This window comes from Kitasatospora sp. NBC_00374 (assembly GCF_041434935.1).
GTDB lineage: Bacteria > Actinomycetota > Actinomycetes > Streptomycetales > Streptomycetaceae > Kitasatospora.
The window spans coordinates 4448333-4470243 of the sequence record NZ_CP107964.1; the positions used below are offsets into that span (position 1 = coordinate 4448333).

At 73.3% G+C, this 21911-nt stretch carries 17 protein-coding genes and 1 tRNA gene; 8 read left to right on the forward strand and 10 right to left on the reverse strand.

Annotated elements, in window-relative coordinates; all coding sequences use genetic code 11:
• Window positions 1-45: 45 nt before the first annotated feature.
• Genes OG871_RS20030 through OG871_RS20045 form a run of 4 tightly spaced genes read right to left on the reverse strand, consistent with a single transcriptional unit; the run spans window position 46 to window position 4531 of the window.
• Window positions 46-1494 (reverse strand): FtsW/RodA/SpoVE family cell cycle protein, encoded by a 1449-nt coding sequence (locus OG871_RS20030; protein WP_371498329.1) that lies wholly within the window; start codon window positions 1492-1494, stop codon window positions 46-48.
• 43 nt (window positions 1495-1537) lie between these two features.
• A complete protein-coding gene (locus tag OG871_RS20035; protein WP_371498330.1) occupies window positions 1538-3049 on the reverse strand; it encodes a PP2C family serine/threonine-protein phosphatase in 1512 nt (503 codons plus the stop codon).
• 51 nt (window positions 3050-3100) lie between these two features.
• Window positions 3101-3613 carry an FHA domain-containing protein gene (locus tag OG871_RS20040; protein ID WP_371498331.1) on the reverse strand — a complete coding sequence of 171 codons (513 nt, stop codon included), beginning with the start codon at window positions 3611-3613 and terminating at the stop codon, window positions 3101-3103.
• A 12-nt stretch (window positions 3614-3625) separates the two neighbouring features.
• On the reverse strand, window positions 3626-4531 hold the full coding sequence (locus OG871_RS20045) for an FhaA domain-containing protein (protein WP_371498332.1): 906 nt from the start codon (window positions 4529-4531) through the stop codon (window positions 3626-3628).
• Window positions 4532-4934: 403 nt separating this feature from the next.
• Here OG871_RS20045 and OG871_RS20050 point away from each other — a divergent pair.
• Window positions 4935-5021: transfer RNA gene (locus tag OG871_RS20050), tRNA-Leu, on the forward strand.
• 139 nt (window positions 5022-5160) lie between these two features.
• Here OG871_RS20050 and OG871_RS20055 read toward each other — a convergent pair.
• Both OG871_RS20055 and OG871_RS20060 read right to left on the reverse strand, forming a co-directional pair.
• Window positions 5161-6303 carry a histidine kinase gene (locus OG871_RS20055; protein WP_371498333.1) on the reverse strand — a complete coding sequence of 381 codons (1143 nt, stop codon included), beginning with the start codon at window positions 6301-6303 and terminating at the stop codon, window positions 5161-5163.
• Window positions 6303-6971 carry a response regulator gene (locus tag OG871_RS20060; protein ID WP_371498334.1) on the reverse strand — a complete coding sequence of 223 codons (669 nt, stop codon included), beginning with the start codon at window positions 6969-6971 and terminating at the stop codon, window positions 6303-6305. The genes OG871_RS20055 and OG871_RS20060 overlap by 1 nt, the downstream gene beginning before the upstream one ends.
• Before the next feature lie 358 nt (window positions 6972-7329).
• Here OG871_RS20060 and OG871_RS20065 point away from each other — a divergent pair, with 358 nt between their 5' ends.
• Both OG871_RS20065 and OG871_RS20070 read left to right on the forward strand, forming a co-directional pair.
• Window positions 7330-9075 (forward strand): phosphatidylglycerol lysyltransferase domain-containing protein, encoded by a 1746-nt coding sequence (locus OG871_RS20065; RefSeq protein WP_371503363.1) that lies wholly within the window; start codon window positions 7330-7332, stop codon window positions 9073-9075.
• Between the two features lie 416 nt (window positions 9076-9491).
• Window positions 9492-10124, forward strand: coding sequence for a hypothetical protein (locus OG871_RS20070; protein ID WP_371498335.1), 633 nt, complete (start codon window positions 9492-9494; stop codon window positions 10122-10124).
• Between the two features lie 39 nt (window positions 10125-10163).
• Here OG871_RS20070 and OG871_RS20075 read toward each other — a convergent pair whose 3' ends face one another.
• Window positions 10164-12977 carry a SpoIIE family protein phosphatase gene (locus OG871_RS20075; protein ID WP_371498336.1) on the reverse strand — a complete coding sequence of 938 codons (2814 nt, stop codon included), beginning with the start codon at window positions 12975-12977 and terminating at the stop codon, window positions 10164-10166.
• Between the two features lie 366 nt (window positions 12978-13343).
• On the opposite strand from OG871_RS20075, the gene OG871_RS20080 reads away from it, so the two are divergent.
• The 5 genes from OG871_RS20080 to OG871_RS20100 all read left to right on the forward strand — a co-directional run bounded on the left by OG871_RS20080 (window position 13344) and on the right by OG871_RS20100 (window position 19153).
• Window positions 13344-14489, forward strand: a complete 1146-nt coding sequence (locus OG871_RS20080) for a rhodanese-like domain-containing protein (RefSeq protein WP_371498337.1) — start codon at window positions 13344-13346, stop codon at window positions 14487-14489.
• Window positions 14490-14592: 103 nt separating this feature from the next.
• On the forward strand, window positions 14593-15225 hold the full coding sequence (locus OG871_RS20085; protein ID WP_371498338.1) for a DUF5819 family protein: 633 nt from the start codon (window positions 14593-14595) through the stop codon (window positions 15223-15225).
• Window positions 15222-16319, forward strand: coding sequence for an HTTM domain-containing protein (locus OG871_RS20090; protein WP_371498339.1), 1098 nt, complete (start codon window positions 15222-15224; stop codon window positions 16317-16319). The genes OG871_RS20085 and OG871_RS20090 overlap by 4 nt, the downstream gene beginning before the upstream one ends.
• Window positions 16320-16328: 9 nt before the next feature.
• Window positions 16329-18473: an FUSC family protein gene (locus OG871_RS20095; protein WP_371498340.1), complete on the forward strand. Its 2145-nt coding sequence runs from the start codon at window positions 16329-16331 to the stop codon at window positions 18471-18473.
• Window positions 18470-19153, forward strand: a complete 684-nt coding sequence (locus OG871_RS20100; RefSeq protein WP_371498341.1) for a TrmH family RNA methyltransferase — start codon at window positions 18470-18472, stop codon at window positions 19151-19153. Before OG871_RS20095 ends, OG871_RS20100 begins: the two co-directional genes overlap by 4 nt.
• Before the next feature lie 221 nt (window positions 19154-19374).
• Here the strand turns inward: OG871_RS20100 and OG871_RS20105 are convergent, their stop codons facing one another.
• From OG871_RS20105 to OG871_RS20115, 3 genes are all read right to left on the reverse strand, one after another.
• Window positions 19375-20265 (reverse strand): pyridoxamine 5'-phosphate oxidase family protein, encoded by an 891-nt coding sequence (locus OG871_RS20105; protein ID WP_371498342.1) that lies wholly within the window; start codon window positions 20263-20265, stop codon window positions 19375-19377.
• On the reverse strand, window positions 20265-20756 hold the full coding sequence (locus OG871_RS20110; protein WP_371498343.1) for a VOC family protein: 492 nt from the start codon (window positions 20754-20756) through the stop codon (window positions 20265-20267). The genes OG871_RS20105 and OG871_RS20110 overlap by 1 nt, the downstream gene beginning before the upstream one ends.
• Before the next feature lie 109 nt (window positions 20757-20865).
• A complete protein-coding gene (locus OG871_RS20115) occupies window positions 20866-21891 on the reverse strand; it encodes an XRE family transcriptional regulator (RefSeq protein ID WP_371498344.1) in 1026 nt (341 codons plus the stop codon).
• Between the last annotated feature and the right edge of the window lie 20 nt (window positions 21892-21911).

Genomic DNA, 21911 nt, shown 5'->3' on the forward strand with positions numbered 1-21911 from the left:
GTGGCACAGCTTCGTGAGATTCAACCTCATGCATCACCACGGCTTTCAGGGCCGGGTCGGTTCCGGGCCGGGGGCCGGCTCGGTGGCCGGTTCGGCGGCGGGGCGGCGCGCGGTGTCGCTGATCTTCAGCAGGATGGCGATCAGCGCCCAGTTGGCGACCACCGAGGATCCGCCCTGGGCCAGGAACGGCATGGTCATACCGGTCAGCGGGATCAGGCCGGTGACACCGCCGGCCACCACGAAGACCTGCAGGGCGAACGCCGAGGACAGACCGACCGCGAGCAGCTTGCCGAACGGGTCGCGAGCGGCGACGGCGGTGCGCAGACCGCGCTGCACGATCAGCCCGTACAGCACGAAGACCGCCATCATGCCGGTCAGTCCGAGCTCCTCGCCGAACGAGCCGAGGATGAAGTCGCTCTTGGCGGCGAACTGGATCAGCCAGGAGCGGCCCTGGCCGAGGCCCGTGCCGGTGACCCCGCCGGTCCCGAAGGACATCAGGGTCTGGCCGATCTGCTCGCTGGTGCCCTTGGGCGGCGGCTCCTGGAAGGCGGCCATCGGGTCGAGCCAGGAGTTGATGCGGGTCCTGACGTGCGGCTCGGCGGTGGCCACCACGGTCGCGCCGCCGACCGACATCACCAGACCGAAGACGATCCAGCTGGTCCGCTCGGTGGCGACGTAGAGCATCACCACGAACAGGCCGAAGAACAGGAACGAGGAGCCGAGGTCGGTCTCGAAGACGAGGATCAGGATCGACAGCAGCCAGACCACGATGATCGGCCCGAGGTCGCGTCCGCGCGGCAGGTACAGGCCCATGAAACGCCGGCTGGCCAGCGCCAGGGCGTCCCGCTTGACCATCAGGAAGCCGGCGAAGAACACCGTCAGGATGATCTTGGCGAACTCGCCGGGCTGGATCGAGAAGCTGCCGATGTGGATCCAGATCTTGGCGCCGAAGTCCCCGTCCCGGGCCGGGAAGAACGCCGGGGCGGCCAGCAGGACCAGCGCCACCACCATCGAGATGTAGGTGTACCGCTGGAGGATCCGGTGGTCCTTGAGCAGCAGCATCACCCCGATGAACAGCGCGATGCCGAGGCCGGACCACATCAGCTGGTTGGCCGCCGCCGGGAAGTTGGCGGCCAGCAGGCTGCCGGCCTTGTCCAGCCGCCAGATCATCACCAGCCCGAGGCCGTTCAGCAGCGTCGCCAGCGGCAGCAGCAGGGGGTCGGCGTACGGCGCGAAGCGGCGCATCACCAGGTGGGCGACGAGCGCGAGGGCGCCCATGCCGAGGCCGTACTCGAGCATGCCGGCGGGCAGCCGCTTGTCGAGCGCGAGGCCGACGTTGGCGTACGCGGCCATCGGCACCAGCACCGCGAAGGCCAGCATGACCAGCTCGGTGTTGCGCCGGTTGGGCGTGCCCTGCGGGGTGATGGTGGTGGTGGCCCGCCGTCGGCCCGGTTCGGTACCGCTGTTGTTCCTGCTCAGGTCAAAGGTGCTCACGTGACGGCCGCTCCCCGACGGCTGATGGACCCCTGCGGGGTCACTACTGGGTCGGGCAGGAGGTGGCCAGGCGCTGCTCCTGCTCGGTGAGGGGCGCGGTACCCCCCGGAGTGGTCGAGTCGGTGGTGGCAGGGTCGGTGGTGGTCGGGGGGACGGCCGGCTTGGCGCCGGCGGCGACCTTCTTGCAGACCGCGGTCTGCTCTCCGAGTCGCTTCACCTGGTCCTCGGCGTCGCCCAGGCTCTTGGCCTGGATCGTCTTGGAGACCTGGGTGCGCTGGTACGTCGGCAGGAACTTGAGCTCGATGTCGCCGTACTTCTGGTGCACCGAGGAGAGGTTCAGGCCGGCCAGGTTCTGGTTGATGCCCTGGTAGACCGCGACGGACTCCCCGTCGGCGCCGACGTAGTACTGGTCCTGGGTCCACCGGTAGCCGAACCAGGCGCCGGCGCCCAGCAGACCGAGGGTGGTGGCCACGGCGATCGAGATCTTGAGGCCGCGGCGCCGCCGACGACGGCGCCCACGCCCCTCGCCCTCGTAGCCGTCCTCCTCGGCGTCCTCGTACGCGCCGTACGGCTCCCCGTAGCCGCCCTCGCCGGCCTCGCCGTAGCTCCCGTCGTCGTACCCCTCGGCGGGGCCGAAGCCGGGTGCCTGGCCGTCGTAGCCGCTGGCGGGGCCGAAGGCGCCCTGCGGCGGCTGCGGACGGCCGAGGCCGGCGGCGCGACCGGCCGGGGTGTTCAGCAGGTTCGGGTCGGTGGACTGGTGCGGCTGCGCCTCGGCGACCGCGCCGACCACCACCGGGAAGTCGGCCAGCTGGCCGCTCAGGGTGTCGGTGGCGCCGACGTCGATGACGTCCGCGACGATGCAGGTGATGTTGTCGGGGCCGCCGCCGCGCAGGGCCAGCTCGATCAGGGCCTGGACGGTCTGCTGCGGGGCGTAGAAGCTCCCGAGCGTCTCCTCCAGGGTCTGGTGGCTGACCGGCCCGGACAGGCCGTCGGAGCAGATCAGGTAGCGGTCGCCGGCCCGGACCTCGCGGATCGACAGATCGGGCTCGACCTGGCCGCGGCCGTCCAGCGCGCGCATCAGCAGCGAGCGCTGGGGGTGGGTCTCGGCCTCCTCCGGGGTGATCCGGCCCTCGTCCACCAGCCGCTGCACCCAGGTGTGGTCCTGGGTGATCTGGCTGAGCGAGCCGTCCCGCAGCAGGTACGCGCGGGAGTCGCCGATGTGCACCAGGCCCATCCGCTGGCCGGTCCACAGCATCGCGGTGAGGGTGCAGCCCATGCCCTCGAGCTGCGGGTCCTCCTCGACCATCTGCCGGAGCCGGTCGTTGGCGGTCTGCACCGCGTCGTTCAGCAGGGTGAGCAGGTCGGCACCGGGCACGTCCTCGTCCAGCCGGACGATGGAGCCGAGGACCTCGGAGGAGGCGACCTCACCGGCTGCCGCACCGCCCATGCCGTCGGCCACGGCGAGGAGGCGGGGCCCGGCGTAGCCGGAGTCCTCGTTCCCCTCGCGGATCAAGCCCTTGTGGGACCCGGCGGCGAAGCGCAGCACGAGACTCATGCGGTCCCTACCCTCCTCTGGGTGGACGGGGTGCTGTCCCTCATGCGCTGACTACTTCCGCAGCTCGATGACGGTCCGGCCGATACGGATCGGCATCCCGGGCTGGAGCGGCTGCGGCGTGGTCAGCCGCTGCCGGTCCAGATAGGTGCCGTTGGTGGAGCCTAGATCCTCGACCGTCCACTGCCCAGTCTGATCGGGGTAGATCCTGGCATGCCGGGAGGACGCGTAGTCGTCGTCGAGCACGATCGTGGAGTCGTGCGCGCGGCCCAGGGTGATGGTCTGGCCCTGCAGGGCCACGGTGGTGCCGGCCAGTGAGCCCTGCACCACGACCAGGTGGGTGGGGGCGCCGCGGCGCTGGCGCGGCTGCGCCTGGGTGGCGGTCTGCTGGCTCTGCTGCGGCCTGTTCGGGGCACCCGCCGGGGCGGCGGCGGCCCGCCGCGCGGAGCGCGGATTGACCTTGGTGCCGAACAGATCGCTGCGGATGACCTGCACCGCGACGATGACGAACAGCCACAGCACGGCAAGGAAGCCCAGCCGCATGACCGTCAGGGTCAGATCTGACATAGGTGGCCCGCTCTACCCTTCGACCTGTCGGTAGACGATGGTGGTGGACCCCAGAACGATTCGGGAGCCGTCGCGGAGCGTAGCGCGCTGGGTGTGCTGTCCGTCCACCACGATGCCGTTGGTCGAGCCGAGGTCGAGCACCATCGCGGGTGTCCCGGGCCGGATCTCGGCATGCTTGCGGGACACTCCGGGGTCGTCGATCCGCACGTCGGCCTCGGTCGAGCGGCCCAGTACCAGGGCGTTCCCGGTGATCTGGTGCCGGTTGCCGTTGACCTCGATCCAGCGGCGGGTGTTGGCGCCGCTGTGGCCCGCGCCGGGGAACGGGCGCACGTTGCCGCCGCCCATCGCGGGCGGTGCCGGAGGCATCGCGGGCGGAGCGGCCGGCGGGGCCGGCGTGCCGTACGGGGCCGGCGTGCCGTACGGGGCCGGCGTGCCGTACGGGGCCGCGCCGGGCTGCTGCCACGGTGCGCCGGGGGCCGGCGGGGTCGGCGGCCGGCCGTAGCCCTGCGGGCTCTGCGGCGGGGCCGCCTGCTGCTGCGGTTCCTCGGCGGCCAGGGTGCGGCTGCGCACCCGGTACAGGCCGGTGTCCAGGTCGTCGGCCTTCTCAAGGCTCACCTGGAGCGGGCCCATGAAGCTGTAGCGCTGGGCCTCGGCGTACTCGCGAACCATGCCGGCCAGCTCCTTGCCGAGCTGTCCGGCGTACGGGCTGAGCCGCTCGTGGTCGTGCGGGCTGAGCTCGACGATGAAGTCGTTGGGCACGACGGTTCGGTCGCGGTTCCAGATGGTCGCATTGTTGTCGCACTCACGCTGGAGCGCGCCGGCGATCTCCACCGGCTGGACCTCGGACTTGAACACCTTGGCGAAGGTGCCGTTCACGAGACCCTCGAGCCGCTGCTCGAACTTCTTCAGGACTCCCACGGGGCACCCCCTTCCAGGGCGTTGGTTCGGCCGGGGGCCGCCGTTGGAGGCGTGCCGCATCGGGCCGATGGCGGTTTTCCGTACTGATCGTATCCACGCCGGGCCCGTCCGTACGGTTCCCCCGGCATGTGGTGCCCCTGGGTGAGCCCCGGCACACACCTCCATCGGTGGTCCCGGCAAGCGAGGGCTACCCCTTCCGGGGGCTGCCAACCCTTCGACCACCCGTTCGTTGGCGCCCGTCCGGGCGGCCGCCGGAAAGGGATTTCGGGCTACCCCGCAGGCCGTGCTAATGTTTTCCACGTCGGAAGGGGCGCCCCGAAAGGGAGCCGGGCCGGAAGACCGGGAAGGACCGAGAGGTCCGGAACGGATCTGAAGATCGGGTAGCATCTACGGCAACACCCATGCGCGGGTGGCGGAATAGGCAGACGCGCTGGATTCAGGTTCCAGTGCCCGAAAGGGCGTGGGGGTTCAACTCCCCCCTCGCGCACCACTGAGGCCGGTCGGATTAACTCCGACCGGCCTCTTTGTTTTGTCCGGCGGCAGTCTGTCCGGCCACGGTGTTTCTTGGTCACGGTCTTCCCGGTCACGGTCTTCCCGGCGGTGTTCCGTCCGGCCACGGCCGGACGGAACTACTCGGCGGCGGGGAGTTCGGCGCGGACGGTGAAGCCGCCGTCCGGGGCGGGGTCGGCGGTCAGGGTGCCGCCGAGCAGCTGGGCGCGTTCGCGCAGGCCGACCAGGCCGTGGCCGCCACCGGGCAGATGGTCGGGCAGGGCGCTGCCGGGGCCGAGCGGGGGAGGTCCGTTGTGCACCTCGACCAGCAGCCGGGCGCCGTGGGAGTCGAGGCTGACGCTGACCTCGGCACCGGGGGCGTGCTTGCGGATGTTGGTGAGCGCCTCCTGGACCGTGCGGTACGCGGCCCGCTCCACGGCTTCCGGCCAGGCCCGGGGGCCCGGGGCGAGGGCGGTGGTGACGGGCAGCCCGCTGCCCTCGATCAGGCGCGGCAGGTCGGCCAGCCGGGGCTGCGGGGCGAGCGGCTCGTCCCGCCGGGCGCTCGCGGCCCGGAGCACGCCGACCATCTGGCGCAGTTCCTCCAGGGTGCGCACGGACAGCTCACGGATGGTCCTGGCGGTCTCCTTGGCGACCGGGTCGGCGGTGGAGACCTGGAGCGCACCGGCCTGAATGGAGATCAGGCTGACCTGGTGCGAGACCACGTCGTGCATCTCACGGGCCAGCCGGGCGCGCTCCGAGCCGAGCACCCGCTCGGCCAGCAGCCGGCTCTCCCGCTGCTGGCCCTCGGTCAACTGGACGATGCGTTCGGCGAGTTCACGCCTGGTGCGGGCGAGCAGCCCGAGTGCGGCGGGCCCGGCGGCGAGCATGGCGCTCTCGATGGCGTTCAGCGCGGTGTCCCGGCCCAGCTCGAACATCTCGTCGACGATGGGCCAGTGGAAGTACTCGACCAGGGCGAACAGGGTGGCCCAGAAGGCGGTGACCCGCACGTTCGCGCGGTGTGCGGCGACCGAGTAGAGCGCCGTCATCGGGGCGATCCAGATGTACTCGAAGTAGGCGCCGGGGAGGGTGAGCATCAGCGTCAGCACCGGGAAGCGCAGGCGCAGCAGCAGGGCGAGCACGGCGATCGCCGAGAGCACCACCTCCCACCAGGTGCTGCCCTTGCCGACCAGGACCGCGTCGACGGCGGCCGGCACCATCGGTACCAGCAGGGCGGCCCGTCGGCCGGTGGCCCAGGCGGGCAGGGATCTGCCTGCGGCGGCCATCAGCCGGGCTGCCCGGGCGCGCGGACCAGCCCGGCCCGGTGGGCGATCACGGCGGCCTGGACGCGGTTGGCCGCGCCGAGCTTGCCGAGGATGGCGCTGATGTGGTCCTTGACGGTGCCGGTGCCGAGGAACAACCGGTCGGCGATCTCGGCGTTGGACAGGCCCTCGCCGAGCAGGGCGAGGACGTCGAGCTCGCGGCCGGTGAGCTGACGGGCGAGGCCGGCCGCCTCGGTGTCGGGGGCGCCGCCCTCCACGTAGCCGTTGATCACGCTCTGGGTGACGGTGGGGGAGAGCACGCTGCCGCCGGCGGCCAGCACCCGGACGGCGTGCACCAGCTGGTCGGGGGCGGTGTCCTTGAGCAGGAAGCCGGCCGCCCCGGTCCGCAGCGCGGTGCCGATGTACTCGTCGGTGTCGAAGGTGGTGAGCATGGCGACGGCCGGCGGGTCGGGCAGGGCGCGCAGTCGGCGCAGCACGGTGATCCCGTCCAGGTCGGGCATCCGGATGTCGAGCAGCACGACCTGCGGGGCGAGCGCGGTGACCTGCTCCTCGGCCTGGCCGCCCGAGCAGCTGCCGACCACCTCCAAGTCCGGGGCCGAGCCGACGATCAGGCCGAGACCGGAGCGGACCAGCACCTCGTCGTCCACGATCAGGACGCGGATGGTCGACATGGTCGCTCCTCTTCTCGGTGGGCTGCTGCGTCGCAGGCTGCTTCGAGGGTATTCGAGCGTAGGCGCAGGCCGTGGCCGGTGGCCCGGCAGGCGGTCGGATGGTACCCCCGCCGATCGGCGGGGGTCGGAATCCGCTACCGGATTCACGTAATTCTCATCCGGGGTGGGCCACGATGGTAAGCGATGGGCCCCTGTCGCGGGCCGATGGGCGCCCCGGCCGAATCGGGCCCGGGTTGAGCCCCCTGCGGGTGTCGTGCGGATGCGTGCCCCTGTCCGATCGCTTGGAATTGGAGCTGTGTCCACTGTGAAGACGGCCCCGTCCGCCGGCTCTGCCGCACAGATCGCCGACCCCGGGCCGATGGCACCGTGGCGCGGCCGCGGCGCCGCGGCGACGGTCTGGTACCTGCGACTGATGGCCCTGCTCAACCTGGTGGCGGTGCTCGCGGTGCCGTTCCGCGAGCAGGTGCGCACCCACAACGAGGGCGAGTACTTCACGCCCTATCTGGTGACGGCGGGTCTGAGCACGGTGGTGCTCTCGATGTTCCTGGCGGTGGCGATGCGGCGGCGCAAGCGGGCCGCCTGGATCTTCAACACCGCGCTGGCCGGGCTGTTCTTCGTGGCGTACCTGGTGCTGATGCTGGTCCCCGGCGGGCACTTCGCCGACCACCCGCTGAACTACTTCTCCACGGTGACCACCGGTCTGTTCGTGGTGGCCCTGCTGCTCGGCCGGCGGGAATTCACCTCCAAGGGCGACCGCTCGAATCCGAAGACGGCGGTGGCGACCTTCCTCGCCGGCCTGCTGTTCGGCGGCGGCGTCGGTTCGGTGCTGGTGGCGGCCACCAACACGATTCCGGGCGCCGACTTCGGCGACCGTTTCGTCTACTCGATCGCCCGGATGGTCACCGTCACCCCGTCCGAGCACGTGGCCGGTGTGATCTCCGTGCCGACCTGGGTGAACGCCTTCATCAACGCGATGAGCGCGGTGCTCTTCCTGCTGGTGCTGTACGTGGCGTTCCGCAGCCCGCGCGGCCAGGAGCTGCTGAGCGCCGAGGACGAGGCCCGGCTGCGGGGCCTGTTGGACCGTCAGGGCGAGCGGGACTCGCTGGGGTACTTCGCGCTGCGCCGGGACAAGGCGGTGGTGTTCTCGCCGAGCGGCAAGGCGGCGGTCGCCTACCGGGTGCTGGGCGGGGTCTCGCTGGCCTCGGGCGATCCGATCGGCGACCCGGAGGCCTGGCCGGGGGCGATCGAGGCCTGGCTGGGGGAGGCCCGGGAGCACGCCTGGGTGCCGGCGGTGATGGGTGCCTCCGAGGAGGCCGGGGTGATCTACGCCCGGCACGGGCTGGACGCGCTGGAGCTGGGCGACGAGGCGATCGTCGAGTTGGACGAGTTTTCGCTGGACGGCCGCGCGATGCGGGTGGTCCGGCAGGCGTACAACCGGGTGAAGCGGGCCGGGTACACCGTCCGGATCCGGCGGCACGAGGACATTCCCGAGGCGGAGATGGCCTCGCTGGTGGAGCGGGCCGACCACTGGCGCGACGGTGCCACCGAGCGGGGCTTCTCGATGGCGCTGGGCCGCCTCGGCGACCCGGACGACGGGCGCTGCGTGATGCTGGAGTGCCATGACGGCGACGGTGAGCTGCGGGCGCTGCTGAGCTTCGTGCCGTGGGGGCGCGACGGTCTCTCCCTGGATCTGATGCGCCGCGACCGGGACAGCGAGAACGGCCTGATGGAATTCATGGTGATCGAGCTGCTGCAACGGGCCGCGGAGGTCGGGCTGGCCCGGGTGTCGTTGAACTTCGCGATGTTCCGGTCGGTATTCGAGCGGGGCTCGAAGCTCGGTGCCGGCCCGGTTCTGCGGTTGTGGCGTTCGGTGCTGGGATTCTTCTCCCGCTGGTGGCAGATCGAGTCCCTCTATCGGGCCAATGCGAAGTATCGCCCGATCTGGGAGCCCCGCTATCTGCTGTTCGAGAAGAGCAGTGAGATCCCGCGTATCGGAATCGCGAGTGCGCGGGCCGAGGGCTTCATCACCGTTCCGAGCCTCCCCGCGCTGTTCCGTCGTCGGCATGTCGGGGCGGCGGCCGCGGCCGCAGCTCCGAAGGCGTAGTCGGCGGAACGGCACGGGGTCGGGTGATCCCTCCGCCGGGGGGCGGAGGGAATCCCGAGGGTGGAGACGGCGGGGCCGATCGGGGGGTCCGTCGGGGGCGAATGGGGGAGCGTGTCCGACCTGAGGATGACAGCGGTTCGCCACTTGTGGTGATGCCTTCGGTTTAGCCGCTGCTTACCGTAGATGTAGTGCTCGAACCAAGACTTGGTTCGGGCGGTGCAGCCTCAGTGTCGGGGTTTTCTGGAACGCGAACGGGGAGCGGGTCGGCTGTGAGGGAATTTACCCACGCGGGGGGCGTGCGAAAGGGGCTTCCGGCGATTGTCGGGCGGGCCGCTGTCGCCGAATGGGGAGTCCTGTTCGCGGTGGTCAGGGCACATGTGCGGCGCAGGCGGTTCCTCTCGGTTCCGCTGGCCACCGTGGCGACCCTGTTGATCCTGCTCTTCAGCGTGGTGCAGCACCTGCCCGGCGGGGCGAAGTTCGTCTCCGGGATCGGCGTGGTCAAGGCCTCGCTGCCGCTGGACGTGTCGCTGCTGCGCACGCCGCTCTCGCTGTACGTGCCGGCGCTGGACCTGCCGGTCTGGGGGGCGCTGGCGCAGGTGTTCGTGGTGTTCGGGCTGGCCGAGATCGTGCTGGGGCGCCGGCTGACGCTGGTGGTCGCCTATGTCTGCACCCTGGCCGGGACGCTGTTCGCTCGGGTCGGGGTGGCGATCGGCCCGGACCACCTGTTCGGCTTCCCGCAGTGGGTGGCGCACGTCCGCGACACCGGGCCCTCGGCCGCGGTGGTGGCGCTGTCGGTCTGCATCGCGTTCCGCACCCGGGCCTGGTGGACGGGCGGCACCGTGGCGATGGTGATGGTGGTGGAGGCGGTCCTGCTGCCCAACCTGGCCGGGCTGGAGCATGTGGTGGCGCTGCTGACGGCCGCTCTGATCGCCGCGGCGCTGGAGGTCTTCGGGGACTTCTGGCCGCGGGTGCTGGCCGGGGTGGGCGCCGCCGCCTCGGTCGCCACCGAGGCGGCCCGGCGTACCCCGGCGGGCGCGCTCGGCCGGTAGGGCCCGGACGGTACCGCGGCCGGTGGGCCCGGCCGCGGTTCAGCTGCGCGGCAGGGCCATCTCGAACCAGACCACCTTGCCGACCGCCTTGCGGGCGGTGCCCCAGCGCTCGGCGAGCTTGCTCACCAGGTTGAGCCCGCGCCCGTTCTCGTCCATCGACTCGGCGGGCTCCAGCGAGGGCAGGTTGTGGTTGTCGTCGCTGACCTCGACCAGCAGTTTGTCCACCCGGATCAGCTGCAGTTGGACGTCGGCGCGGGCCACCCGGACGGCGTTCGTGACCAGCTCGCTGACCAGCAGCTCCACGGTGTCGGTGAGCGCGGTCAACTGCCAGACGGCGAGCTGTTCGCGGACCAGCCGGCGGGCCCGGCGGACCTCGGTCTGGTCGACCGTCAGCCGCCAGGTGGCGACCTCGGTCGGCGGGACGCCGTCGAACCGGGCGACCAGCAGGGCGACGTCGTCCTTGCGGTCGTCCGTGTGCAGCCGCTCCAGGACGGTGTCGCAGGCCTCCTCGGGGGACTTCTTCGGGTCGATCAGGTTGCCGCAGAGCGCGGCCAGCCCCTCCCCTATGTCGCCGCCCCGGACCTCGACCAGCCCGTCGGTGCAGAGCACCAGCATCGAGCCGTCCCGGACGGTGATCTTCTTGGCCACGAACGGCACCCCGCCGACGCCGATCGGCGCGCCCTCCGGGATCTCCAGCAGCTCGCCGCGCCCGTCCGGGTGCACCAGGACGGGTGGCACATGGCCGGCACTGGCCAGCTCGCAGGTCCGGTTGATCGGGTCGTAGACCGCGTACAGGCAGGTGGCCAGGTGGTCGTCGCCCAGTTTGTGGGCCAGGTTGTCCAGGTGGCGCAGCAGCTGGCCGGGCGGCAGGTCGAGGGCGGCGAGGGTCTGCATGGCGGTACGGAAGCGGCCCATCGCGGCGGCCGAGTGCAGGCCGTGGCCCATCACGTCGCCGACCACCAGGGCGACCCGGCTGCCGGGCAGCTGGATCGCGTCGAACCAGTCGCCGCCGACCTCGGCCTTCGGGTCGCCCGGCAGGTAGCGGTGGGCCACCTGGACACCGGGGATCTTCGGCGGGCGGGTCGGGATCATCGATCGCTGCAGGGTGGTGGCGACCTTGGACTCGGCACGGTGCAGCCGGGCGTTGTCCAGCGAGAGGGCGGCCCGGGCGGCGAGTTCCCTGAGGGTGTCGGCGTCGGCCTTGGTGAAGGGGCCGCGGTCGGCCAGGCGCAGCAGCTTGAGGATGCCGAGGACGGTGCCGCGGGCGGACAGCGGCAGCACCAGCATGGAGCGGTCGACCACCAGCGGGACCAGCTCGGGCCCGCCGAGCGAGGCCGCGTACTCGACCGCGACGTCCGGTGTGATCACCGGGACCAGTACCGGCTTGTTCTCCTGCAGGGCGAGGCCCGGCGGGGTCGAGCGGGGCATGGCCAGCAGGCGGCCCTCGTCCAGGACGTGGTTCCAGTTCCCGGAGCCGGCGTTGAACACCCGGGCCACCCGGCGCAGCATGGTGGAGTCGTCCGGCCGGTCGCGGGGCAGCTCGGAGTCGGAGATCAGTCCGTCCAGGAGGTCGACACAGGCGAAGTCGGCGACCCGGGGGACCAGGACGTCGCACAGCTCCCGGGCGGTGGTGTCCAGGTCGAGGGTGGTGCCGACCCGGCCGCCGACCTCGCTCAGCAGGGCCAGCTGGTCGCCGTCCGGGGTGCCCCGGACCACCTCGACGCCGTCCACCGGCTCGGCGGGCGTGGGTGGCCGACCGGGGAGCTCGGCGTCGCGGACGGGCAGGCGGCCGTTGACTGCGGGCTCGATGGTGGGGCCTCCCGGATCGGTGTCGTCGCCGGTGCCGACCGCGTCGCGCTGGCCGGGGATGGTGCTGCCGAGGGCCCGACCGCCGTCGTCGCCCGTGGCGTCCTGCAGTCCGAGGATCCGGCGGCCGTTCGGTCCGGGGGCGGTGGTGCCGTCGGGGGCGCCGTCCCCGGTCGGCCCGGCGGGCTCGGCGGCGGTGGCGCGTCCGACGCCGGGCCGGTCCGGTTCGGGCGGCCGGCGGGTGGCTCTGGGCTGGGCGGCTCGCTGCTGCGGGGTGGGGTAGCGGCGGCCGATCCCGGCGGCGAGCCGGGCGGTGCCGGTGACCGAGGCCTGGTACGGCATGACCGGGAGCAGGGTGGCCGAGTCGACCCACAGGGCGGGCAGTCCGGCCGTGACCAGCTGGGCGAGCAGCCGCTGCCGGCGCTCGGCGGATCCCTTGGGCAGCAGTGACTCCAGCGCGGCCGCGCCCTGCGCGGCGCCGGGGGCGAACGCGGCCGCCACCCGCAGCGGGCGCCCGGGGGCGGTGGGTGCGGCCGCGTACGGCAGCAGCCGCTCGCCGAGGGCGATCCGCAGCCCGGTGGTGCGCAGCGGGCGGGCGTCGGTGGCGAGTACCAGCAGGCCGCGGCCGCCCGGTTCGATCAGCGGGTAGGCCCACCAGAGGATGTCCCGCAGCCGGTCCTCGCGGTCGCTGACCGCCATCGCGCCGGCCCACGGGGTGTCCAGCTGGGTCAGGTCGTCGAGGGTGGCGAAGGCGTCGCAGCGGCGCCCGGTGGCGGAGGGGTGCGGGCCGGCCGTCTCCGGCCGGGGCTCGACGGCGGGCAGCAGCCCGATCGCGTTGCGCCCGCAGGCGACCTCGGCCCGGTGTCCGAACAGTTCCTCGGCCGCGCGGTCCCACTGGGCGATCCGGCCGTCCGGGTCGACCAGCACCGAGGCGACCCGCAGCAGCGCCACGACCCCCGCGGGGTGGGCGCCGGTGGCGGCCGGGCCGCCGGAGGGCAGCGGCGGCTCGGCTCCTGGATTCGGTGTGGAGTTGGGCTCGTCCACCATGGATTCGGTCTGCTCCCGCCTGGCCGCTGTGCCGTGCGACGGCCCCGCTGTGATGGGGGCGGCGTGCTGGGCTTACTGGTCTTCGGCCGCTCCTGCCTGTCCTGCTGCACCCGTGCCCGGTGTGTCGTACCGCCGACCGTTCGGCACTCGTCCGTACGTGCGGTGCGACCCGGTGCGTCCTCCAGCGAAGCACGGACCGGCCCGGGTCCGACAGCGAATCGAGGAGATTCGTCAGTATCAGTTGCGTGTCACGCATTGTGCGCCGGTGGGAGCTTCCGGTTCACCCGTTCGCTGCGGCGGTTCGGCGGGCCGAGGCCCCGGTAGGGTGGCAGGCCGGACCCAGGTCGACCGGACGAAGGCGAGCAGGTGAGCACGGAGAGCCCGGCGCGGTGGAGTGACCCGGAGCGGGAGCGGCTGGAGGAGCTGGTGGCTGCCACCGAGCTGGCCTGGCTGACCCTCGAGGTCGACGTGGAGACCCTGCGGGTCGAGATCGACAACTTCGCGCTCGTCCACCACCAGCTGCTCGGCCCGCTGTACGCGAGCCTGGACGAGCTGGACGCGCTGATCGCCGAGGCGGTCGCGGCCCGGACCGGTGACCCGGAGGATCTGCGCCGGGCGGTCGAGGCCAGGGCACGGGTCGAGCCGCCGGCCGACCCCGAGCTGGGCGAGAGCCTGCGCGAGGTGGAGCCGGAGCCGACCCGCAAGGTCCGTCCGGACCGCGAGGCCCAGCGGGTCTACCGCGAGCTGGCCCGCCGGGCACACCCCGACCTCGCCACCGACCCGGCCGAGCAGGAGCGCCGCTCGGCCTTCATCGCCCGGGTGAACGACGCCTACGCGCACGGCGACACCACCGCGCTGGAGCAGCTGGCCGAGGAGTGGTCCACCGACCCCGACGCCGCGCCCGCCGCCGACGCCGCGGAGCGTCCCGACTGGCTGCGCCAGCGGCTGGAGTGGCTGACCGGCAAGATCGGGCAGCTGGCCACCGAGCAGGTCCGGCTGGAGCGCACCGCCATGGGCGAGCTGCTGCTGCTGGCCCCGCACGAGCCGGAGCGGCTGCTGGAGGAGCTGGCCGAGAGCCTGCTCGCCCGGGCCGCCGAACAGCGGGCCGAGTTGGAGCGGCTGCTCGGCGACGCCGGTCACAATGGTGACGGCCAACCCCGTGAATCCCAGGAGAATCCGACGATGTCCGCTCAGCACATCCCCACCACCGACGCCGCCTCGGTGCCCGTCGACGCCCTCCTGCTCGACGTCCGCGAGCAGGACGAGTGGGACGCCGGCCACGTCGACGGCGCGCTGCACATCCCGATCGGCCAGGTGATCGCCCGCCTGGACGAGCTGCCGGCCGAGAAGCTGTACGTGCTGTGCCGGGTCGGCGGCCGGTCCGCGCAGGTCGTCCAGTACCTGGTCGCGCAGGGCCGGGAGGCGGTCAACGTGGACGGCGGCATGTTCGCCTGGGAGTCCGCCGGCCGTCCGATGACCGGCACCGACGGCCGGGACGCCTTCGTGCTCTGAGCCCGCGGGCCCCGGGCTGCGCGGGGATCCCCCTGTCGCGGGCGGGCCCGGTTGGGGCAGGATGACCGGGCAGCAGCACCGGTGACCGTGGGAGGAGAGGGCCGTGCGCGTCTGGTCCACCCCCGCCCTGGCGGTGATCTGCCTGTCCGGGGCCGCGCTGCTGGGCGGCACCGGGCTCTTCCTCGGGGCGCTCTTCCTGCACGCGGCGCCCGCCAACGCCCTCTCCCAGGAGTACCGGCAGGAGCTGGACGCGGTGGTGTACCCCGAGTTCGAGCAGAACTGGAAGCTGTTCGCGCCCAACCCCCTGCAGCAGAACATCACCGCAGACGCCCGGGTGCAGACGATCGCCGACGACGGCGAGGTGCACACCCGGGACTGGGCCGCGCTGACCGCCCAGGACATCGCCGCGATCCGGGGCAACCCGGCCCCCAGCCACCTCGACCAGAACATGCTGCGCCGGGCCCTGGACTTCTACCAGTCCACCCACCCGACCCAGGACGGCAGCACCGGCAACGGGCCGCGCGGCGAGCTCGCCGAGGAGTACCTCAAGCGGATCGCGCTGCAGCGACTGGGCCGCACGGTGGGCGGGGAGCGGGTCCTGCAGATCCAGTTCCGGATCGGCTCGGCCACCGTCGCGCCGCCGGCCTGGAGCCGCGAGCAGGCCGACACCGGGGTGCAGTACCAGGACCTGCCCTGGTGGCCGGTGGCCGAGGACGACTTCCGGGGGCTGGCGTGAGCGGCCCGATACCCGACCGGGAGACGGAGCGTCAGCTGCTCGTCGGCATCCCCCCGCAGGCCGCGCGGGAGCACGGCGCCGACGGGGGCGCGGATCCCGCGGCGGCACGGTCCGCGCCTCCGCCGACCCGGTTCGAGCGGCTCTTCGACGCCTTCACCGCCCGGACCTGGCTCCCCCGCCAGGCCGCCGTGGTGCGGATCGGCACCGCGCTGGCCTGGGGCGGCTTCCTGCTGCGCGAGTGGCCGAACCGCCGCGAGCTGTACGGCGACCGCTCCCCGTGGTCGGCCGCACTGGCCGACCGGCTGCTCGGCGAGACCCACGCCTTCACCGTGCTCGCCTGGTCGGACTCGCACCTGTGGTTCGAGCTGGTCTACCACCTGGGCATCCTGGCCGCCGTCCTGCTCGGGCTCGGCTGGCGGACCAGGGCGAGCAGCCTGCTGTTCGCGGTCACCGCCGTCTCACTGCAGAACCGCAACGTGCTGGTCGGCGACGGCGGCGACAACGTCGTCCACCTGATGGCGATCTACCTGCTGCTGGTGCGCTGCGGCCGGGCCTGGTCGCTGGACGCCCGCCGGGCCCGGCGCCGGCCGCCGCGCGGGCCGGTCGGGGAGCCGCGGGCGGTGCTGGACGCGCTGGCCACCATGCTGCACAACTGCGGTCTGCTGGTGATCGCGGGCCAGGTGGTGCTGATCTACTCCACGGCCGGCTGGTACAAGGTGCAGGGCTCGCGCTGGCAGGACGGCACCGCGCTGCACTACCCGCTGCACCTGGACTACTTCACCCCCTGGCCCGGGATGTCCGGGCTGCTCGGCTCCAGCCTGCTGCTGACCTTTCTGCTCTCCTACGGCACGGTGGTCCTCCAGGTCGGATTCCCCTTCACGCTGGCCAACCGGAGGCTGAAGAACGCGCTGCTGGCCCTGATGATGGCCGAGCACCTGGCGATCGCGGTCACCCTCGGCCTGCCGTTCTTCTCGCTCGCGATGATCGCGGCTGACGCGGTGTTCCTGCCGACCGGCGCCCTGCTGTGGACGGAACGCCAGGTGCACCGCCGGGTGCTGCGCGGGAGGCCGGACCCGGCGCCGAGCGAGGGATAAGCTCCCGCTATGCCCTGGTTCGCCTCGCTTCGCGACACCGCGAAGGCCGGGCTGACCCTGGACCGAGCCCTCTCCGACCCCCGCCGGGCGGTCCGCGGTGCCCTCGCCGTCGCCCTGGTGGTGTTCCCGGCCCTGGCCCTGGCCGGGCCCGCCCTCGCCACCTCGGCCGCGATGGGCGCCTTCATCGCGGGCACCGCGACCTTCCAGCGCAGCTTCCGGCCCCGAACCTCGCTCGCGGTGGCGGCGGGCATCGGCCTCGGCCTGAGCACCTTCCTCGGCTACCTCGCGGTCGGCGTGCCCGGCGCCTTCCCCGTCCTGCTGGCGCTGTGGGCCTTCGGCGCCGGAATGGCCTGGGCGGTCGGGCCGACCGGCGGCGTGGTCGCCGCGACCACCGTCTCGGTGATGCTGGTGGTCGTCCAACTGCCCGTCAGCGTGGAGACCGCGCTCGGCCACGGGCTGCTCTGCGCGCTGGGCGGCGCCGCCCAGGCCCTGGTCGTGACGCTCTGGCCGATCGACAGCTGGGGCGCCCAGCGCGCCGCGCTCGCCGACACCTACGCCGCGCTCGCCGACTACGCCCGGCGGCTGCGCCAGGACCCGACCGCGCAGGTCGACCCCGAGCCGTTCTTCCTGGCCCGCCAGGCCGCCGAGCTGACACCCTGGCAACAGCGGCGCCGGCCGGCCGGGCTGCGGGGCCTGCGCGGCGTGGCGGAGAACGTCCGCCCGGCGCTGGCCGCGCTGGCCGACCCCCGGGTCGGCGCCCCGGCCGAGGGACCGGCCCGCGACCGGGCCCGGGAGATCCTGGCCGCCGCCGCCGAAGTGCTGGACGCCCTCGCGCGGGCGATCCGCTCCGGCGACTCGTACCGGCCGCCCAGGTCCACCCCCTCGCTGGCGCTGTTCAGGCCGGACGACAAGCCCGCGCTCGCCGGGGCCGCCCGGCGCTCCGCGCGGCGGCTGTCCGGCCTGCTCAGCAGGGCCGTGGACAGCCTCGACAAGCAGGACCAGTCGACCGTGAGCGGCCCGGCCACCGGCCCCGGGCTGCACCGCCCGCCGCTGCTGCGGGTCCTGCCCTCCGCGCTGCGGACCGTCCGCCGCCAGCTGGACCCGCACGCGGCCGTCTTCCAGCACGCCGTACGGCTGTCGTCCGTGGTCACCGGCGCCTACGTGGTGGCCCGGCTGCTCGGTGTCCGGCACGGCTACTGGGCGCCGATGACCGCCGCCATGGTGATGCGGCCGGACTTCGCCCAGACCTACAGCCGGGGCGTCGCCCGGCTGGCCGGCACGGTGGCCGGTGTCGCGCTGGCCACCCTGGTGGTCCGGCTGTTCGACCCCGGCGAGTGGCTGTCGGCCGCGCTGGCCGTGGTCTTCATCGCCGGGGCCTACCTGACCATGCGCACCGGGTACGCCCTGACCACCACCTGCATCTCCGGGTACGTGGTCTTCCTGCTCGGCCTGGAGGACGTCGACCCGACCCAGACGGCGATCGACCGGGTCGCCATGACCCTGCTCGGCGGCGCCGTGGCGCTGGGCGCGTACGCCCTCTTCCCGACCTGGCACACGGCCCGGCTGCCCGAGCGGCTGGCCGAGTACCTGGCCGCCGCAGGCCGGTACGCGGCGGCGGTGGTGCGCGCGCTCGGCGACCCGGGCGAGCGGCGGGTCCGGGCGGTCGGGGAGGCGCTGCTGGACCTTCGGGAGACCCGGTCGGAGATGCTCCAGGCCCAGGAGCGGGCGGACGCCGAGCCGCACCGTGACCCGGACCGGTTGACCGAGCTCCCCCGCAAGCAGCTCGACCGGGCCCGGGCCGCGGTCGCGCTGCTCGGCCGCGGCGCGATGCTGATGGAGGCCCACCTGCCGCCCGCCGACAGCCCGCCGCTGCCGGGCACCGAGGAGTTCGCCGAGGAGCTGCGGGACGCCACCGCGATCGGCGCGGCCGCCGTGCTGCTCGGCCAGCCGCCCGACTTCTCCGGCCTGCGGGCCGCGCACGAGAAGTGGGACGCCCGGCTGGCCGCGCTGCCGCCGGAGTCGGGCGCCGAGGACCGGGGCGGTGTCGCCCGGGCCGGGGCCCGGCTGCTGATGCAGGCGGTGGCCGAGCTGGAGCGGGCGGTGCGACCGCGCCGCCCGGCCGAGCCGGGCCGGCCCGTACCCTCGGAGGCGTGACAGAGACGGGTGTGCCCCTGACGGGCGAGCAGTACGACGAGGCCTTCGCACCGGACGACCGGGAGATCGGCGTCGGCCCGCACCCCGAGCCCTGGCCCGCCGGGCCGCACTACGACCGGGCGCTGCTGGCCGCCGGCGACCGGCGCAACGTGGTCGACCGCTACCGGTACTGGACGCACGAGGCGATCGTGGCCGACCTGGACACCCGGCGGCACGGCTTCCACGTCGCGGTGGAGAACTGGCAGCACGACTTCAACATCGGCTCGGTGGTGCGCACCGCCAACGCCTTCCTCGCCGAGCAGGTGCACATCGTCGGCCGCCGCCGCTGGAACCGGCGCGGCGCCATGGTCACCGACCGGTACCAGCACCTGCGCCACCACGAGGACGTCGCCTCGCTGGCCGCCTTCGCCGCCGAGCAGGGCCTGCCGCTGATCGGTATCGACAACCTGCCGGGCGCCGTGCCGATCGAGACCTTCGAGCTGCCCGAGCGCTGCGTGCTGCTGTTCGGCCAGGAGGGGCCCGGGCTGACCGAGGCCGCCTGGGAGCACTCCACCGCGGTCTGCTCGATCGCCCAGTACGGCTCGACCCGCTCGATCAACGCCGGCGCGGCGGCCGCCATCGCGATGCACGCGTGGGTACGGGTGCACGGCGGGGGCGCCGCCGGGCCGGAGCCGGTCTGACCGGACAGGCCAGGTCAAGCCGAACAACCGCCTCCAGGTGTCGAGGCCCCGGTAGCGGTACGGCAGGTAGGCGCCGGAGTTGCTCCAGTACGCGTACGGCGTCGCCCGGGTGAGGGTGGACGGCCTGGTCTGCTCGTACGCGGTGTAGCGGGTGCGGGAGGAGTCCGTCCGGCCGCCGAAGAGCACGGCGTCTAACAGAAGGGACTCGGGCCGGACCCTCCTCAGGCGGCCGGCGGGTTGACCGGGGAGTACTCCGGCTCGGTCCAGGTGAGCGCGGTCGCGTGGGTGAGATGGACGGTGCCGGTGACCGTGTACCCGACCACCGGGGCGGCCGGATCGGTCCAGTCGACCCGGGCGCGGCCGGTGAGCAGCAGTGCGGCGCCGGTCTCCCAGTCGGGGACCAGCAGGCCGGCGGCGGGGTTCAGCTCCAGGTTTCCCAGGGTCATGAACATGGTGTTGCCCGGGTATTCGGGCCAGCTCAGCCGGTTCGGGCCGTGCACCGTGAGGAAGCCCGGGTTGCCGCCGCGGTGCGAGGCGTCGACCTTGCCGTCTGGGTCGGCGGTGGCGATGAAGAAGGTGTCGGCGGTGGCCGCCGCCAGCTGCTGGGGCAGGGTCAGGGCGGTGCCCGCGGTGGCCGTGCCGGGCCGGGCGGGGGAGTCCGACGGGCTGCGGCGCTGGATGTACTTGGGGCAGTTGGCGTACACCTGCTCCGCGGTGACCACCAGGCCGCCGCGGCCGTCCGGTACGGCACGGCCGTTGACCCGCATCCGGCGCCGGCCGGCCGGGTCGAGGGCGAGGGTGCCGACCTCGGCGCCGCGGGCGAGGGACTCGGCGAGCGGATCGCCGGGGGTCGGCAGGGCCGCGACCGTGAGGGTGTGCTCGTCGGCCGCCCGCAGGAAGCCGGCCGGGCCGCCGAGGGTGGTGGCCCAGAGCCGGCCGGCCCGGTCGGCGGCGCCCAGCACCAGCGTGCGCCGCTCGGCCAGGAAGCGGGCGGCCACCGGTGGGATCACGTCCCCGATGGACCGTCCCACGTGGTCCGCCCGCTCCTGCTGTCCCGTCCGGCGCTGCACGGCGCGCTCGCCGGGGTGGTACCGGCCCGCCGTGCCGTTCATCAGAAGAACCCGCAGGTGGGGGCCTCGCCGGCGGGGGCCTTCGCCTCGGTGCCGTCGACGCCGGACGGGGTGTAGATCTCCAGCCGGATGCCGTCCGGGTCGGTGAAGAAGACGCCGCCGGAGGCGGATCCCTCGCGGTGCGGCACGACGCCCTCGTGGGCGAAGTCCGCGCCGAGCCCGCGCAGGGCCCGCTCGGCGGCCCGGACCTCCTCCAGTGAGTCGACCTGGAAGGAGAGGTGGTGCAGGCCGGGCCGCGCGGGGTCGAAGGCGCCGCTGGACTGCTGCCAGAGCGTCAGCACCAGGCGGCCGTCGCGGCCGAGCATCGCGAAGCGGCGCTCCGGGGCGGTGCCCTCGGAGGTGAGGTCCAGGCCGAGCAGCTGCCGGTAGAAGGCGGTGGAACGGTCGAGATCGGTGACGTTCAGCCCGATGTGGCCGGTCTGCAGGGAGGGCAGGACGGGCGCGGTGGCGGTGTCGGTGGCGGTGTCGGACATGCGGCTCGCTCCCACGACGGGTCGGCCCGATTGGCTAACCGTTACTGAAGACAGTAATGGTTAGTCCATCGAGGGTCAACCGCTATGAGATTGTGTACCGGTTAGAAGATCACTCCCACTGCCAGCGGATGCCGACCTGGCCCGGCTGCTGGTCCGGCGAGAGCACATGGGCGCTGGCCGAGGCCCCGATCCAGAGCTGCTGGTGCTGGCGGTCCACCTCGGCGCCCGGGTCACGGTCGAAGCGCTCGCAGTGGGCCGGTACGGAGACCGGGTCGAAGTGGACCTGCAGCACGTACTCGCGGACCGGCGCGGCGAAGAAGCGTCCGTAGTCGGTGGTCTGCCCGGTGTCCGGGATCGCCACCTCGTACTCGAAGACGGTGGAGTCGCCGAGACCCAGCGGGCGGTCCAGCAGCAGCTCGGCCACCAGCAGCCCGTTCTCCGGCCGGCGGCGGACCCGTCCCAGCCGGGCGTGCCGCACCGAGGTGATCTCCGGGCAGCCGACGGCGCCCTCGTCCGCCTTGTGCACCACCACGCAGCGGGCCACCTCGCTCACGGTGGCCCGGACCACCTGGCGCATCCGCAGCAGGTAGCCGCGGCGGTCGGCGTTGACGAAGTACGAGTCGTGGATCGACAGCCGCTCCAGCTGGCCGGTGGGCGGGGCGTCCAGCTCCAGGAAGACCTCGCTGATCTCCTGCTCACCCGGCCAGACGTCCTCCACCCGCAGGGCGTCGGGGCAGGGCGGGGTGACCCAGCGGCCGCGCGGGCGCGGCGGGCCGAGCTGGGCGATCAGGGAGTCCGGCGGCAGGCCGAGCAGCTGTTCCAGCAGCTGGACGGCGCGCAGCGAGGTGGCGCGTTCGGGCTGGCTGCGCCCGCGGCGCCAGTAACTGAGTGTGGTGACGCTGACTCTGACACCCTGTTTGGCCAGCGCGGACCGGATCCGGTCGAGGCTGAGGCCGCTGGCCTCGATCGAGGCGTTCAGGGTGTCGGCGAACCCGCTCACCGGAGCGGCGGGCGGTGTTCTGGGGGCCGTGGGCCCCGGTGTGCCGGACGCCGGGCCCGAGGGAGCCGCCGCCCCGTTGTCCCTGCGGCCGACCAGCCGCAGGCGGCCGGCCTGCTGCGGTTGCTGTGAGCCCATCCCGACACCTTCCCCACCAG